The organism is Pontiella agarivorans, assembly GCF_034531395.1.
Lineage (GTDB): Bacteria > Verrucomicrobiota > Kiritimatiellia > Kiritimatiellales > Pontiellaceae > Pontiella > Pontiella agarivorans.
Genome location: NZ_JARVCO010000004.1, coordinates 1 through 15,442 on the forward strand (window position 1 = coordinate 1; position 15,442 = coordinate 15,442).

General features: G+C 52.1%; 11 protein-coding genes. All 11 read right to left on the bottom strand.

What is annotated here, in order from left to right; all coding sequences use genetic code 11:
* On the bottom strand, positions 1 to 3,902 hold a 3,902-nt coding region (locus P9H32_RS03760; protein ID WP_322607534.1), incomplete at its 3' end, for an SUMF1/EgtB/PvdO family nonheme iron enzyme.
* A 26-nt stretch (positions 3,903 to 3,928) separates the two neighbouring features.
* Complete coding sequence (locus tag P9H32_RS03765; protein WP_322607535.1) at positions 3,929 to 5,098, bottom strand: class I SAM-dependent methyltransferase; 1,170 nt, start codon at positions 5,096 to 5,098, stop codon at positions 3,929 to 3,931.
* Complete coding sequence (locus P9H32_RS03770; RefSeq protein ID WP_322607536.1) at positions 5,095 to 6,141, bottom strand: NAD-dependent epimerase/dehydratase family protein; 1,047 nt, start codon at positions 6,139 to 6,141, stop codon at positions 5,095 to 5,097. Before P9H32_RS03770 ends, P9H32_RS03765 begins: the two co-directional genes overlap by 4 nt.
* A gap of 18 nt (positions 6,142 to 6,159) precedes the next feature.
* The gene (locus P9H32_RS03775) at positions 6,160 to 7,152 is read right to left on the bottom strand and encodes a VanZ family protein (protein WP_322607537.1); all 993 of its coding nucleotides are present in this window, start codon (positions 7,150 to 7,152) and stop codon (positions 6,160 to 6,162) included.
* Positions 7,152 to 9,899: an amino acid adenylation domain-containing protein gene (locus P9H32_RS03780; RefSeq protein ID WP_322607538.1), complete on the bottom strand. Its 2,748-nt coding sequence runs from the start codon at positions 9,897 to 9,899 to the stop codon at positions 7,152 to 7,154. Before P9H32_RS03780 ends, P9H32_RS03775 begins: the two co-directional genes overlap by 1 nt.
* A 30-nt stretch (positions 9,900 to 9,929) precedes the next feature.
* Positions 9,930 to 10,703, bottom strand: a complete 774-nt coding sequence (locus tag P9H32_RS03785) for a glycosyltransferase family 2 protein (RefSeq protein ID WP_322607539.1) — start codon at positions 10,701 to 10,703, stop codon at positions 9,930 to 9,932.
* Complete coding sequence (locus tag P9H32_RS03790) at positions 10,703 to 11,662, bottom strand: NAD-dependent epimerase/dehydratase family protein (RefSeq protein ID WP_322607540.1); 960 nt, start codon at positions 11,660 to 11,662, stop codon at positions 10,703 to 10,705. The genes P9H32_RS03785 and P9H32_RS03790 overlap by 1 nt, the downstream gene beginning before the upstream one ends.
* Positions 11,659 to 12,498, bottom strand: a complete 840-nt coding sequence (locus P9H32_RS03795; protein ID WP_322607541.1) for a glycosyltransferase family 2 protein — start codon at positions 12,496 to 12,498, stop codon at positions 11,659 to 11,661. The genes P9H32_RS03790 and P9H32_RS03795 overlap by 4 nt, the downstream gene beginning before the upstream one ends.
* Before the next feature lies 1 nt (position 12,499).
* Entirely contained in the window at positions 12,500 to 13,066 is a 567-nt protein-coding gene (locus P9H32_RS03800) for an LbetaH domain-containing protein (protein WP_322607542.1), read from the bottom strand.
* A complete protein-coding gene (locus tag P9H32_RS03805) occupies positions 13,054 to 14,070 on the bottom strand; it encodes a hypothetical protein (RefSeq protein WP_322607543.1) in 1,017 nt (338 codons plus the stop codon). The genes P9H32_RS03800 and P9H32_RS03805 overlap by 13 nt, the downstream gene beginning before the upstream one ends.
* Positions 14,045 to 15,382, bottom strand: a complete 1,338-nt coding sequence (locus tag P9H32_RS03810) for an MBOAT family O-acyltransferase (RefSeq protein ID WP_322607544.1) — start codon at positions 15,380 to 15,382, stop codon at positions 14,045 to 14,047. Before P9H32_RS03810 ends, P9H32_RS03805 begins: the two co-directional genes overlap by 26 nt.
* Positions 15,383 to 15,442: the final 60 nt, after the last annotated feature.

Here is a 15,442-nt window from a genome sequence, read left to right on the forward strand (position 1 = left end):
ACTTCCCAGCCGTCCGGAAGTCCATCCGTATCCGTGTCCGCATCGAGCGGATCCGTACCCCGAATAAATTCATCGGAGTTTGAAAGCCCGTCACCATCCAGATCCGCAGCGGAAGGGATCTGCAACGGATCAAGTCCCGCATCCAGCTCCCAGTCATCCGGAAGACCATCTGTATCCGTATCCGCCAGCTCGGGGGAAGTTCCGGCGGAAAACTCCGCGGCATTATCCAGGCCATCGCCGTCGGGGTCCGCCGTCGGCTGTGCATCGACCCCATAGAGACCATATCCGCCGGCCCACATGTCCATCGGCGTAATTTCCAGCATGTCCGTATAGACCGTTGATCCTTCTGCCGATATGGCAAGCCGCACATAAATATTTGAAAGAAAAACATCACTGAACCAGTTCGTGACGGATTCGAATCCATTCTCCAAAACGCCATATTCCTCAACCGAACCGCCGCCCTGCGACCATTCCACGAAATAATCCAGCCCCGAAGTTCCGGTATCTGAACGACGAAGGTAAACATACCCCACCCGATTCGATCCCCCCTGATCGGCGACTACAAAGAACGGAACCCAACCCGCATCGGCCGGATTGACCGGATCTCCATTCACGGCAAATTCATAAAGGTCTGTCCGACCGTCAGCATCGGCATCGCCGAGCATATTGGTCGTCAGCGGATCGAGAGCAAACTGAATCTCCCAAACATCCGGTAATACATCCCCGTCGGAATCATCATTCCAGGGATCCGTGCCATAGAGCGATACCTCCTCACCGTCGGACAGGCCGTCATCGTCACCGTCCGGATCGAACGGATCCGTGCCTGCAGCGAACTCCTCAAGACAGGTCAGCCCATCCTCATCCATATCCAGCGAGGCCTCATCAACCCATGGATCAAGACCGGTCTCCACCTCCCAGAGATCCGGGAGCTGATCGTTATCGCTGTCAGCCGAAACCGGGCTGGTTCCATAAACTTCGATTTCATCTCCGTCTGTCAGACCGTCTTCATCTGTATCCTGAATATGCGGACTGGTTCCATGTACATTAACTTCGTCACCATCCAGCAGACCATCGCCGTCTCCGTCCGGATCAAGCGGATCTGTTTTTTTCACCAGCGCAACGCTGAACTGCCGGCCCGCATCAATCGAGCATGCAAATTTAGCTCTTTCCGGCACATCAGGCAGTCCATAGAACGGATTGCCCCAGGAAATCACCTGTCCGTCATCCTGAATGGCGAGGCTGTGGTATTTCCCTGCTGCAATAGCAGTTACGTTGGTCAGTCCGGCGGGCACGCTCGACTGTCCGAAATTATCCAGTCCCCAGGCCACCACACGACCATCCTGCAAGAGAGCAAGACTGTGTCCGCCGCCTGCAGCAACAGCAACCGCATTGGAAACCGACGCCGGCCCATCACATGCTCCGTCGGCATTGTCTCCCCAGGCCACCACACGACCATTCTGCAACAGAGCAAGATTATGATTATCTCCGGCAGAAATGGCGGATACATTCTGCGCAGAAAGCGGAATTTCCAACTGACCGCATGAATTATCCCCCCAGGCCATCACAGAAAGATTTGAGGTTAATGCAAGACTATGCGCAGCCCCCCCGGCCGTAAATGTGATATTTGTTGCAGACAACGGCACATTGCATTGGCTGGAATCATTATTCCCCCACGCGGCAACGGTACCGTCCGAACACACTGCCAGACTGTGCGCCTCCCCGGCAGCAATGGAAACAATATTGGAAATGCCCGTAGGAATGGAAGACTGTCCATGTAAATCATCTCCCCATCCAGCCAAACCAGCGCCGGACAATCCGATGCCGTGCATTCCACCGGCCGCAATATCAACAACACTCTGAAAATGAGCAGGAATAACGGTCTGTCGGTAATAGTTATCACCCCAGGCGACAACATTCACCACTTCTTCATAATCGGAAAGGCCATCGGAATCGGAATCAGGATTGTTCAGATCGGTTCCCAGATTAAATTCCTGAAGGGCAGACAGCCCGTCACCATCCGCATCGCCATCCGAGACCGAAGGATCCGTTCCAAGCTTCCATTCATTGGCATTGCTCAATCCGTCACCATCGGAATCCGCTTCAGAGGCCGCATCCGCTCCGTATAAACCAAACGAACCTGCCCACACCTCCAATGCGGAAATTTCAAGAACAGAGGAAAAAACCGTATTACTGCCGCCTTCAACTGACAGCCGCACAAACAGATTGGACGAAATGAGCCGAGAGATCCGGTTGCTCACCCGTTCAAAGCCATTCCCGAGATCCATGATCCCGGACACAGACACACCGGCATTGGTCCAGACATTCCCCTCCGACCATTCCACTCTATAGCTCAGCACCTGCGCTGCGCCCACACGCCGAACATGAAGATACTCCACCCGATTTGTGCCGCTTTCATAGATAACCTGATAGTAGGGCTCCATACCGGCATCCACAGCGTTGGTGGGATCGCCCCCCATGGCGAATTCATACAGGTCCGGTGCACCATCCGCATCCGCATCCGCCAGCGCATTGGTGCTTAACGGATTAAGCTGATACGCTATTTCCCAGCCGTCCGGCATCAAATCGCCGTCCGAATCGGCAGAAAAAGGATCCGTGCCGGCCTGGTATTCCTGCATATTGGAAAGTCCGTCCAGATCCGGATCATCTCCCGCATTATCCACCATCGGATCCGTCCCGTTTACCACCTCCCACAAATCAGGCAACCCGTCTGAATCACTGTCGGGGTCTCGCGGCGACGTTCCCAGCACAAGCTCATTACTGTTAAGCAAGCCGTCCCCGTCCGCATCTATCGAAAAATGAGCCTCGATGACTTTATCTTCATCCATCACGACATTTGTAACAGCGGATTCATACCCGCCCGTCACGCTGCCGGTCCATTCCGTAAAAAGCCAGCCGGCGTCGGGAACTGCTTCCAGCACCAGATTGGTCCCGGCATCATACCAGCCATTGGTCTGATTCACAGAACCGCCGCCAGACGCAGAAACCGTTAACTGGAACTGCCCTGATAAAACGGCCGCGACCCTAAATCCCACCAAAGAATGCTCTATCTCGGGGGCAAATGCATTGTGACGGTTACCGGCGGTCATGTGGGAACTGTTGTCTTCGTAAGAACCCGCACGGATCACCCGTCCTTCGTCCATAACATCAAGCGTGCCGTCATGAGCACTCTCCATCCACTCCCAGATATTGCCGTTCATATCATAGGTTCCGTTCTGCTCCGGCGCTCCGGTCCCCCCCGGCCACATATAGTCGGGGCCCTCTTTGACGAAAAACTTATCAAAATGATTTTCTTCGGTATTCCACTGCCAATCGGCATAGTTCCAGCCGTTTGTACCTCGCGGCGGAGCAGCATCTGTTCCGCTGCTGTACTGCGTGTAGTCCCCACTGTTATCCGGGTTATAATAAGCGGCCTTATACCATTCATCCTCCGTCGGCAGCACATAGACAACCGGATAAGCAACCGCTGAACGATTGACAGCAACCAGCACCCCGTTGGTATCGAACTGATATGCACCGGAATATGCATCCCCGCTCGTCAGCCAATTGGCAAACCGGGCCGCTTCATACCAGGAGACATAACTCGCCGGAGCCCCGGAACCACAGTTCCGGACACCGTCGTTCCAATAATCTTCCCCGCCATCTGCAATGCGGGGATCGGCAGCGCAGGCATTCATAAACTGATCGACCGACACCTCGTGCAGACCGATTCGGTATTCATAATCCACCGCACCGAAACCGGAGTTATCCGCAGGATTGTTCGTCATCCCGATAACAGCAAATTCGATGGAGAACTGGTTGGTTCCCGTTCCGAATACAGCAGCAACAGCCTGCATCGCAAAAAAGACTGCGCATATCAACGCAAGTTGAAATGTGAACTTCACCGTCGATACCCCTCAAATAATCAGTCTTAAAGTCCCAGCATCTGCGGATGCAGTCCCCGACCGGCAAGATCTTTCTGAATTTCGTTCATATAGACCGAATTCATGACGATCACCACATCCGGCTTATACTCTTCCAGAAAGTCGGGACCCACATACTGTTTTCCAATGCCCGGAATAAAGTTCCCCTGCATATGCGGATTGATATCACAGACATGCTCAATCACATCAAGGTCCGCAAACTGCGTAAGGAATCCGACCGATTTAGAGCCGCCGCCCCAGACCACGACCTTTTTCCCTTCCGCTTTAAACCCGGAAAGCCGCTCGCGCCATTCACCGAGCTGAATATTGATCTGTTCAACAAAATGTTTTGTTTTTGCCTTCAGTTCCTCGATGGATTCTTCCAAGGGATGGACCTTTTCTGAAATACCGTCCGCCGCTTTTGCCTCGATAAACAGATACTGCTTATCGTATTCAAGATACATATCGAGCACTTCGAAGCCCGTCTGACGGAACAGGCGGGCCAGTGATCCCGGACTGAAATAAGTACAGTGTTCATAGAAGATATCCCAAAAGGCCTGAATATCGAGAATACGAACAATACTCGGCACCTCGAAGAATAGAACCGGATCGGCCTCTTTGATCGATGACTTCACCGTTTCCATGAACCCCTTGGTATCATGTATATGCTCCATAGTATGGCGGCATGTAATAAGGTCGGCCTGAAGATCGCCATGTTTATCAGAATAGAACTCCTTGATAAAACGAACGCCTTCGACCTCTTCCCCGCGCCCCGGAACGTAGGCCGGATCAATCCCGACACCCCGGTTGTTTCCAAGCTTGCTCAGCAGCCGGATAAAGTCCCCTTTACCGCAGCCGATCTCAATAACCTGCTTGTTGCGGATATCGTAGCGGTCAATGACCCGGTTTGTAACTTCGGTGATGAATTTTACAAACGTCGGCGAAAATCCCTGCTGATCCTCGTAGCCCTGCGTGTAGTAATCAATCGAGGTATCAAACTCGCCGTTAAAAATAAACCCGCAGGAATTGCAGAAGGTCAGCACAATATCCTTACGGGGAATTGCCAGCGCCTCTTCGCGGTTTTTGATCGTTACGAGGCTCTGCGTCGGCGCATTCGGAATCGTAAAAAATTCCTCCAGATCCTTTTTTCCGCAGTTGGGACACGCTGTATGTTTCATCGGACCCACTCCAGATTTTTATTCAGCCGCCCCTGTTCCATGTGACGCGCCAGCACCCGGAGGCGAATGAACTGGGATGTCCGGAACTCCGGATCGTTGAATTCCATGGCCTCAAGATTATCCTTCAGTTCACAGATCGTACTTTCCAGATCGCACTGCGGCTGATGATCGGGAGCAAGCTTTTTGAACAGGTCGAAGTTTACGCGATACGAACGTTTATCCGGCGGCGCATCCGGATTCGTGCTGACTCTGGCATCGGGAATCTGTACAGCCACGGCATCAGCCAGCGGCTTGATCTGATTATTCCACTCATTGGAACCGGTATTCACCGCCAGAAAGGCCCCGCCGTTTTCCGGTTCCCGGATGGCTCCCCATTCAAATGCCCTCGCCATATCCTTGGTATTGATCATCGGACGCCACGGCGTGCCGTCGCTGAGAATACCGATCTCTTTGTTGACCAGTGCTCCGGCCACAAAATCATTGAGCACCAGATCCAGACGCAACCGACTCGTAAAACCGCAGGCGGTCGCAAAACGCAGACAAGTGACCGTAAATCCGTCGCCGGCCAGCGGTTCGAGTTCTTTTTCCGCCGCCACTTTGGAGCGCGCATAGGCCGTCAGAGGATTAAGCTCATCGTCCTCTTTCTTTGCATATTCACTCGCCGCGCCATACATACTGCAACTCGAAGCATAAACAAAATTTTTCACTCCGGCCTGCTTGCACATTTTCGCCAGGCGGACCGCGGCGCGATAGTTCACATCCATGGTAACCTCTTCAAACTCGTTGCCCATGGGATCGTTTGAAATCGCGGCCAGGTCGACCACCGCATCGACACCGCTCAACAGTTCTTCGGGAAATGTACGGACATCGCCGTAAATCTGTTTATTCAACAGGGTCTCAGGAGAATAAGCCGCATTGCTCAGACTGTGCGCAAAATATCCGATATCAAAACCGATCAGTTCCGCATCCGGCAAACTCCCCCGGAATTGTTCCGCCACACTCGGACCGATATAGCCCAGATTACCCACAATAATAATTCTCATTTTTTCTCTCCTGTTTCCTTATAAAACAACTCTGTAACTGCGCATATAAATCAGCAATAAAATACAGCCGATTATAGTTCCTAACACATTATATGCCAAGTCCGTCAGACACGGCACCCGACCTTCAACAAAACGCTGGCTAAACTCAAAAAAGGCGCTGATTAGCGCCCCCGCAAACAACGGCAGAGAGAATACGGACAGGGCCCTGTGCTTTTGTATGCTTACTGGAAAAGAAAAAAAGAAAAGAAACGCCAATGGGATAAACCCCGCAATATTCGCAATAACGTCATGTCCGTTGTAAACAGAATCATGGCTAACAAACAGATTCCGATAACGCAGCGACTTCAAAGCCCGCCCTTTTTCACAGTACGCATAGACAGAACTTTCCGGAAATTCCCCGCCGATTGCATCACCGATTTCTTCAGCGGTCAGTACGCGGTTATACACCGCAACCCGGGCAACCTCCCCAGTCCACGGACGCCCTCCGGGAATCTCATCTCCGATCGCGAACATATGATTTCGTCCCCAGTTATCAAACGTGCCGCCGTTAAAGGGGGATTCGCTGTAAAACTCACCATCCACAAACAGGCGGCTAACTGCTCCGTCGTATGTCAGCACCAGGCACAGCTGTTTCCCTGCAGTAAAAATGCCGGGAACTACAAGATGAGGATTCATCCCGTTATGATCTGTTGTCGTTGTACGCAACCGGAACACCAAATCCCTCCCGGCCTGACCCACCATAAAATTCTGATGCAGTATATCGCGCGAATAAGTAACAATCCGGGCCGGACCCGCCTGCATTACGTTCCCCGGCTTGAGCTGAATCAACAGACTCAGCTCATCGACCTCTCTCAGATGCTCCCGAAACAGAACAGCAGCCCGACGATCTTCAAGCGCCGAATTGCGCGAGGAATATTGTAAGCCTGGAATCAGCCGAAACGGCTTGAAGGCAAAAAAAACAAGTCCCGAAAGATAACTTATAAGAAGGAATCTGAAAAACAGAGCCCTCATTAATCTTCACCCTGAAGAGCCTGCCTTACAATTGCGCTCATTTCCGGAATATCCAGTACATCGGTATGCCCGCCCCCGACTGCGTAGCCGCGGAATGATCCACCGCATAGCTCGCCGAAACCAAGAAATGGATCCTCCCACCAGCCGGACAGTCCGAAATACTGCGACACCACACAATCCGACCTGAAATAGAGGACATCCCCCGGAAATGGACTGCCTCGATGCCTTTTCACTGCTTTGACCATACAGTCCAGACAATACTCCGCCCGTTCCTCGTGGGGAAGAGGTCCGCCGCTGGCCAGAATGCGCGCCACCATAATACGGCGAGGAAGCTCTTTTTTCGTTTTCCGCAAAGACTTCCCCATCCGCAAAACAGAAATCAACCCTGGAATTTTCCGAATTGCCGCTCCGCGGCCGGAAGGCGGTTTAAAATCTGACTGAGGCACATTTGAACCATCAACATCCGTATCCATACGAATCTGTTTAAGGGCCTCTTTCATCCGGTTGAAATCATCAATGGTCTTTGCGCTGTCCCAAGGCTCTTCAGCCCGATAGCTGGCAGCAGCAAGATTAGGCGAATCCCAAACAAACAAGGGAGACAGCACCGTTCTGTTCTGCTCTCTCAGTATCCGGCCCATCTCCACGGCAATAAGGCCTCCAATACAATATCCCCCCAGCCGGATTCCACCTTCGGGATAAAATCGGTTCAGCTCATCCACATACAGGCGAGCCAGCCGGATCACATCTGCATCTCCACGGAATCCGTCCCATCCCGGCCACTGAAATGCGAAAACCGGCTGCTGACGGCCAAGCTGACGGGCCAGTTCATTGAAAACCAAAACATTCCCTTGGCCGCCGTGCACCAGAAACATGGGGATCTCTCCATCCACCCCTTTCTGAACCAGCGTCAACGCTCGGAAGTCCGAAAGGTCAGGCCCGTCAGCCTCGCCATCAATCAGGCGGGCCAACTCCCCGATCGTCGACGCATGCATCAGCGTCGCCAGCGGGAATTCCTGATCAAACCGCTGCTGAATTTTTAAAAACAGAGTAACAGCCCGCAGAGAATCGCCGCCGAGTTCAAAAAAGTCCGCAGAAACCGGAATACCTTTCAGGCCCAGCAGCCCCTCCCATATTTCCGCCAATTCGCGTTCCGTATCGGAGGCATAGCTGATCGTCTCCTGCGCGTAACGGCTGTTTTCTATGGACGGTTTCGGCAACGATTTTAAATCCACTTTACCGCTTGGGGTATAGGGAAGCTCATCAAGTTCGATGAGAAAAGCCGGCACCATATAATCCGGAAGCTTCGAATCCAGGTGCGCTCTCAGTTCCGCATATGAAATGGATGCACCAGCTTTTCGCGTATAATAGGAAGCCAGCCTCAAGACCCCTTCCTCATTTTTAAAGGCATGAGTCAGGCACTGCCCGACTTCATCCCGCTGGGCAATGGCATTGTTGATTTCCCCGGGCTCGATCCGGTGCCCGAGAATTTTTATCTGATGGTCCCGGCGTCCCAGAAATTCGATAGAACCGTCGGCATTATATTTTGCCAGATCTCCGCTTTTATAGAGTCTCGGGCGTTCAGGGACCTGAAACGGATTCAGAATAAAGGCTTCAGCCGTCAAATCCTCCCGACCGATATATCCGTGAGCCAGGTTTCGCCCGGCCAGATACAACTCGCCCTCTTCCCCCTCTTTAACCGGATTCATCTGTTCATCCAGAATCACCGTCCCGCAGTTTTTAACGGGTTTACCAATCGCCGGAAGATCCGGCCAGCCGGCGGGATCTTCGGTTAAAAGCTCCCCGGTAATAACATGCGTTTCGGACGGCCCATACTGATTATCCAGAGATGCCCCCGGTATCTGCGCGAAGAAATCACGGACAGACTGATCAACCCGAAGTTGCTCCCCCGCCGTTATAATCTCCTTTAAATCACCAGGATACATACCTGTTACATGCGCCGCCTCAATCATACTTCGCATCGCCACATAGGGCAGGAACAACCGGCCGATCTGCTGATCGATCAATTGGCCCAGCAGTTTTCTGGGATCCTTGCGGTCTTCATTGGAAATCAGATACAGCGTTCCGCCCGAAGCCAGCGTGGTCGCAATTTCCTGAAAAGAAACATCAAAACTGATACTGGAATACTGCAGAACATGGGTCGACGGCTTAAATGTTTCCCGCTCAAGCTGCCACTCGATCAGGTTCGCCAGCGCACGGTGCGGCATCTCAATTCCTTTAGGCCGACCGGTTGACCCCGAAGTGAAAATGATATACGCCGCCTGATCGGGCAACACCGGACGGCCGCACGGCAAAGCAGGAGCCCGCCCGACCCCCTCTTCAATCTCTTCCCAAACCAGCGGCTGATCAAAAAGATCCGCGTGTTCCTCATGCACCACCAGCCCCGACAGCTGCGCATCTTCCTGCATCATCTTTAACCGGTCTTTCGGATAAGCCGGATCAAGAGGAACATAGGCCGCTCCCGCTTTGAGGATACCGATCAGCACCGCAATAAGCTCGATGGACCGGTCCAGACAGATTCCAACCCGCCCGCCAGACGGGACCCCCTGCTCCACCAGATAGTTTGCAATGCGATTAGAAAACATATCCAGTTCGGAGCAGGACAATACCTCGCCTTCAAAAACCAGTGCAGCAGCCTCGCCTCCGGATTGAAAACCGGCATTCAGCCATGCTGCAACAGAATCATATTTCGGTGGGGTATCAGCAATAGGAAGCAGTGAATTCATCATAGATTAAAACCCTACAAAAGCAGCCGCGTATCAACGTCTGAAAAACTGCTGCAGTTTACTTAAATTTTTCCAGGCCAGCGTATGAGGCCCACCGATTTTATTCTCACGAATGACCCGCCAGTCCTCCTTGGATTTGGTAATGATATGCTTCAGACTGCGGTTGCTGATTCCTCCGACACGCATCTGCACCAGAACCATCCGCAGATAAGCCGGTTCCACTTCATACTTTCCGAGAATGCGCATCATAAAATCATAGTCCGCCGCACAGGTGTATGAGGTATCGAAATACTCTCCGTTCGAAAGCCGGGCCTGCTCATATATTTCCCGTTTTAAATACAGCGACGGATGCGGCGGCATCCAGCCCCACTTCAGTTTTCGGCGGAAATAGATCCCGCTGGTCCAGTGGCGTACAATGCCGAAACCGCCCTGCTCCAGCGGGCGTACATACTGCAGGTCACCATACACCGCATCCGCACCGGAATTCTTCTGGGCACAGCCGATATGGTATAAAATCCCAGGACCTGCAAGCATGTCGTCTGCATGCAGAAACCCGACAAAATCGCCCGTCGCCATCCGCACCCCTTTATTGAGCGCATCATAAATTCCGTTGTCCTTTTCCGAAACCCACTGGTCCGGATGAAAATCCTGCGCTTCAATCAGTTCCAACGTCCGGTCCGTTGAACCGCCGTCCACCAGAATCCATTCAATATCCTCCCGCGGAATGGTCTGTTCCCGAAGCGACTTCACCGTATCCAGGATACTCGCCTCACAATTGTAGGTCGCTGTAATCACCGAAAATTTCATCAGGATTTCTTCCAGTCCTTATACCAGCTTACAAATTTTTCCAATCCACTCTCCAGATCTGTGCAGGGATTGTAGCCCAGTTTTATTTTCGCTTTTCCGATATCCGCATAGGTAACCGGCACATCGCCCGCCTGCATCGGAAGCATTTCCATCTGCGGCTCAATATCGAGTGCTTTACCCAGATAGCGGATCATATCCATCAGCAGTTCCGGCTGATTATTCCCGAGGTTGAAAATTTCATACGGATCCAGCCCCTCGGCAAAAAGCGCTCCCGATACGCCCTGCACCACATCATCGATATAGGTAAAATCACGTTTCATGTCGCCGTGATTAAACACCTTAATCGCTCGGCCCTGCAGCATCGCATCGGTGAACAACCAATAGGCCATATCCGGCCGGCCGGCCGGCCCGTATACGGTGAAGAAACGAAGACCAATGGTTTGAAAACCGTAAAGGTCGGTATAAGCATGGCTCATTAATTCATTGGCCTTTTTGGTTGCGGCATAGAGACTCACCGGATGATCCACCGGATCGCTTTCCGAAAAAGGCACTTTTTTATTACCTCCGTACACACTGGAACTGGAGGCATAGACCAGCCGCGACACATTAAAATTACGGCAGCATTCCAACACATTCAGATGCCCGGCCAGGTTCGATTGTTCATATGCATGCGGATTTTCCAGCGAATATCGCACACCGGCCTGAGCCCCCAGATGACAGACCCGCTCAAACCGATGTTTTCCGAAAAGCTCATTCATCAGATCCAGATCAGAGAAATCACCGCGTATGCCGATATACCCTTTTCTTTTTTCCAATGCCGAATGCCGCATCTCTTTGATCGCCACCGGATAGTAATCATTAAAATTATCAATCCCGACCACCTCATGCCCCGCATCCAGCAGTGCATGCGCCACATTCGACCCGATAAACCCCGCCACACCTGTAACCAAAACTTTCAAAGTGTAGATCCTTTCCCTTCAGATTCTGTATAACGATATTCGACCACTTTCAGATCGATCATATACTCATACATCGAACGCATGATCGAATAGCGAAGCCCCGGCAGCCCGTCGAGCAGACCCAGTCGGAAAAAATAAAGATACATAAACATTAAAACCGGCCGGCCCGGCATTTTATAGGCCAGTGTTTTAAGCGCCCGTCTTTTCACTGCAGCATCTCTGGAGAAAAAATCAGCCCAATTAATTTTTTCGGCAACCTCCGTAACCAGGTCCGCCGCTTCCATCTGAGAATATTTATTATGCCGGTCAAACCAATGGCCGACGCCATGAGAAAACGGATAGTGGATAATGTGCCCATCGAGTTTTCCCGTCTCACCGGCCACTGTGGCAACCGGATTCACCAGCCGTTCATACCGGATTTTTTCCGGCCGGAATACCCGGGTAATCCAGGTTGGATAGAGCTGTGACCGTTTCAGCCAGCGCCCCATAAAATAGTCTTTCCGCCGCACTTGAAATGCTGAAAACGATTCCCCGTTTTTCTCCAGTGCCAACAGCTCATCGCGCAGTTGATCATCACAGGTTTCATCCGCGTCGGTATAGTAAACCCAGGGATGCTTGAATTTAATATTTTCCACGCCCCAGTTCTGATGGGCGGACCAGTTATCAAATTTACGCTGGATTACCCGGGCTCCAAGCTGCTCCGCTAATTCAACCGTCCGGTCATCACTGAATGAATCAAACACCACAATATCATCCGACCAGGAAACGGAACGGATACACCGCTCAATATTGATCTCTTCATTTTTTGTAAGAATAAGAACCGATACGCCAGCCATCTCAATTTACCTGTTTCAATTCGCGTGTTTTTATAAATTCCGCCGGGTTTCCAGCAACAACCGACCAGGCTTCAACATTCTTAACCGCAACCGCCCGGGCACCGACCACCGCCCCTTCACCCACCGTCACATTCGGCCCGATGAATGCATCAGCACAAACCCACACCTGTGATTCAATGGTAATAGGCGGTGTCAGCAGCGGCGTGGCCGGATCTGAAAAATCATGAGTCCCCGCACACAGATGCGCACCCTGCGATACCGTCGCCCGTTCACCGATAGTTACTTTTCCCAGATTATAAATCATCGCCCGTTCGCCAATTGATGACCAGTCCCCGATTTCAAGATTCCAGGGAAAATAGATGGTAGCCGTATTCGCAATATTTGCATGGTGTCCCACCCGGGCCCCGAAGACCCGCAGAATCATCCGGCGCGGTGCATAGAACGGACGAGGAATCAGCCTGAACACCACTTTTCCGAAGCCCCACAGCACTCGCCGAATTTGTATCACCGGCGAATACTTCTGTGCTTTTCGGTTTTCACTGATATCCAGTCCGCTCACTTGATCCACCTGCCTAATTCCTTCGATATCCGCTCTGCATCGCGATAATCCAAGTGACTGCCATCCGGACATTCGAACGGGGTCCCCATGGCGGTTTCCAAATCTGTAAAATGAATGGCCCGATCACCAAACCGCTGTTTAAACGCCGCCCAGTATTTTTCTTTGGGATATTCTCGGCATTCAACCTCGTAGACTTTTCCATACGACGGCATGCGTATTAACACCAGCTTCCCACCGCGTTTTTCCAACCGATCCGCCAATGCGGCCACATGATTAACCAGCTTCTTCAGACTTCCGTCCTTCATCGGAGCACCCGACGCGACCATATCAGCAAAGCCGTCGAGCAACGAATCGAGCTCATCACATCTGGAATAGTCGGCCGCGATATATCGACTGGGATGAAATGCGGCATAGGTTTTGTTCGGCCAGTTTCCGCGCACCAGACCATTTCCCGCCAGTTTCCACGAAAGAGTGGTGTTGTTCAGACAGAGAACAGACTGTATGCGATAGATTAAGCGTTCTTCCAGCGGAGCATAAAACGGGCGGTTTTCACGTTGCGCCAATGCGGCCTCCAACGGCTTTCTTTGCCGCTGCAGCTCATCAAATACAACACCGGGCGTTATTCCGCATAGCACCGTCCCGCGGTAATCAGTTTGGTTGACAATATACTCGAGCACCGGAACCGGCGATCCCGCCGCCCGGGCCAGCTGCACCACTTCGGAAAACCCGTGATTTTCCTTCAGCACAGCCGGATCAAGACCGAGTTGAACGCGCGAACTGCCCACGATAACCAGCGCATCGGAATTCAGTTTCGACACTTTATCGACGTGCAGCCCCCATAGATTCGCCGTATCAGATGCAACCGGATGATATCCCCGTGAGCGCCAGAGCAGCTCCAGACCGCCCCCCGCCAACAGCAGCAGAACCAGAACCGCCAGCACAAAACGCCCTCCATCCAGATGCGAAGGATGGCGGCCTACGGAAGTATTAGAATTGAAAGTATATGAAGGCACGATCACTCACCGGGGACATTATTATCATCAACACCATAAACACGACAGCCGCCGCCACCAGCAGCATCGGCATCTTTCTGCCGATGTGCTCCAACCGGTGATTTTTCATCAGGCCGTGGAATACAAACAGGACTGCGGCCAGTCCAACCACCATAAATTCACTGAACCAATGAACCGAAAGAGTTCCATGCGCAAAACCGAACATGGCCTTCAGCAGCGTAGAGCAATCCCCAAACGAGGCCGCACGAAACGGAACCCAGGCCAGCATGACCAGAAACAGCGTTCCGAACATCCAGCCGATTCTGAAAAAAAGCGATTTCGCCGCCGCTGATTCCAGTTTTTTTCGGAACGGACGTTCAATGGCCAGATAGGCCCCGTGCAGTCCTCCCCAGAAAACAAACGTCCAGTTTGCCCCGTGCCAGAGCCCCCCCAGTAACATGGTCACAAAAAGGTTGGCATACGTCCTTCTGCTCCCCTTCTTATTTCCACCCAATGGAATATAAAGATAATCACGCAACCACGATGAAAGCGAAATATGCCAGCGTTGCCAGAAATCTCCGAATCCCAGCGCCCCATAGGGCGCCCGAAAGTTGTCAGGCAGTTCAAAACCCATCAGCATCGCAATACCAATGGCACAGGTGGAATATCCGGCAAAATCAAAATAAATCTGCCCCGTAAAAGCCAGCACCCCCATCCACGCGGAGCGGAATCCCGCCTCGCCCGCGGAACTGAAGACCGAGTCGGCCACCGGTGCCATGATGGTATCGGCTAGTACAATCTTTTCAAACAGCCCGAAAACCACCAGGACAATCCCCCAGGAGACCATGAACGGCCGGATTACCGGACGCTGCCGCAGCTGAGGCAGAAATTCATTCGAACGGACAATCGGTCCGGCCACCAGCTGAGGAAAAAATGTGACGTATAACGCGAAATCGAGCATCGAATCAGAAGGCAGCTCTTTTTTGCGATATACATCCAGAGTATAGGAAAGCGTCTGAAACGTGTAAAATGAGATCCCCATCGGCAGAATAATCGACCAGCGCGGCAACACCATTTCAATGCCGACAAGACCCAGCACCCCGTTCAGAGTTTCCATCAACATCGGCGAATATTTGAAAAAGAACAGAAACCCGAGGTTTACCCCGAGACTGCAGGCCAGAAACAGCTTCCGCATGCCCTGCGATTCCGCACGGGCAATTCGTTTGGCCGCCCACCAGTCCACCCCGGTTGAAATCAGCAACAGCAAAACAAACGGCGGATTCCACGCCATATAGAACAAATAACTGGCGATCAGCAGAATAACCTTATGCACCTTCCATTTAAACGGAACCGCATAAAGCGCAAGAAATACTGCAAAAAAAACAAGGAACGT

Bases quoted from the DNA above. Each gene is read 5' to 3' on its own strand.
- P9H32_RS03765 (WP_322607535.1), bottom strand. From the start codon at position 5,098: ATGAAACATACAGCGTGTCCCAACTGCGGAAAAAAGGATCTGGAGGAA.
- P9H32_RS03785 (WP_322607539.1), bottom strand. From the start codon at position 10,703: ATGAAATTTTCGGTGATTACAGCGACCTACAATTGTGAGGCGAGTATC.
- P9H32_RS03775 (WP_322607537.1), bottom strand. From the start codon at position 7,152: ATGAGGGCTCTGTTTTTCAGATTCCTTCTTATAAGTTATCTTTCGGGA.
- P9H32_RS03795 (WP_322607541.1), bottom strand. From the start codon at position 12,498: ATGGCTGGCGTATCGGTTCTTATTCTTACAAAAAATGAAGAGATCAAT.
- P9H32_RS03780 (WP_322607538.1), bottom strand. From the start codon at position 9,899: ATGATGAATTCACTGCTTCCTATTGCTGATACCCCACCGAAATATGAT.
- P9H32_RS03770 (WP_322607536.1), bottom strand. From the start codon at position 6,141: ATGAGAATTATTATTGTGGGTAATCTGGGCTATATCGGTCCGAGTGTG.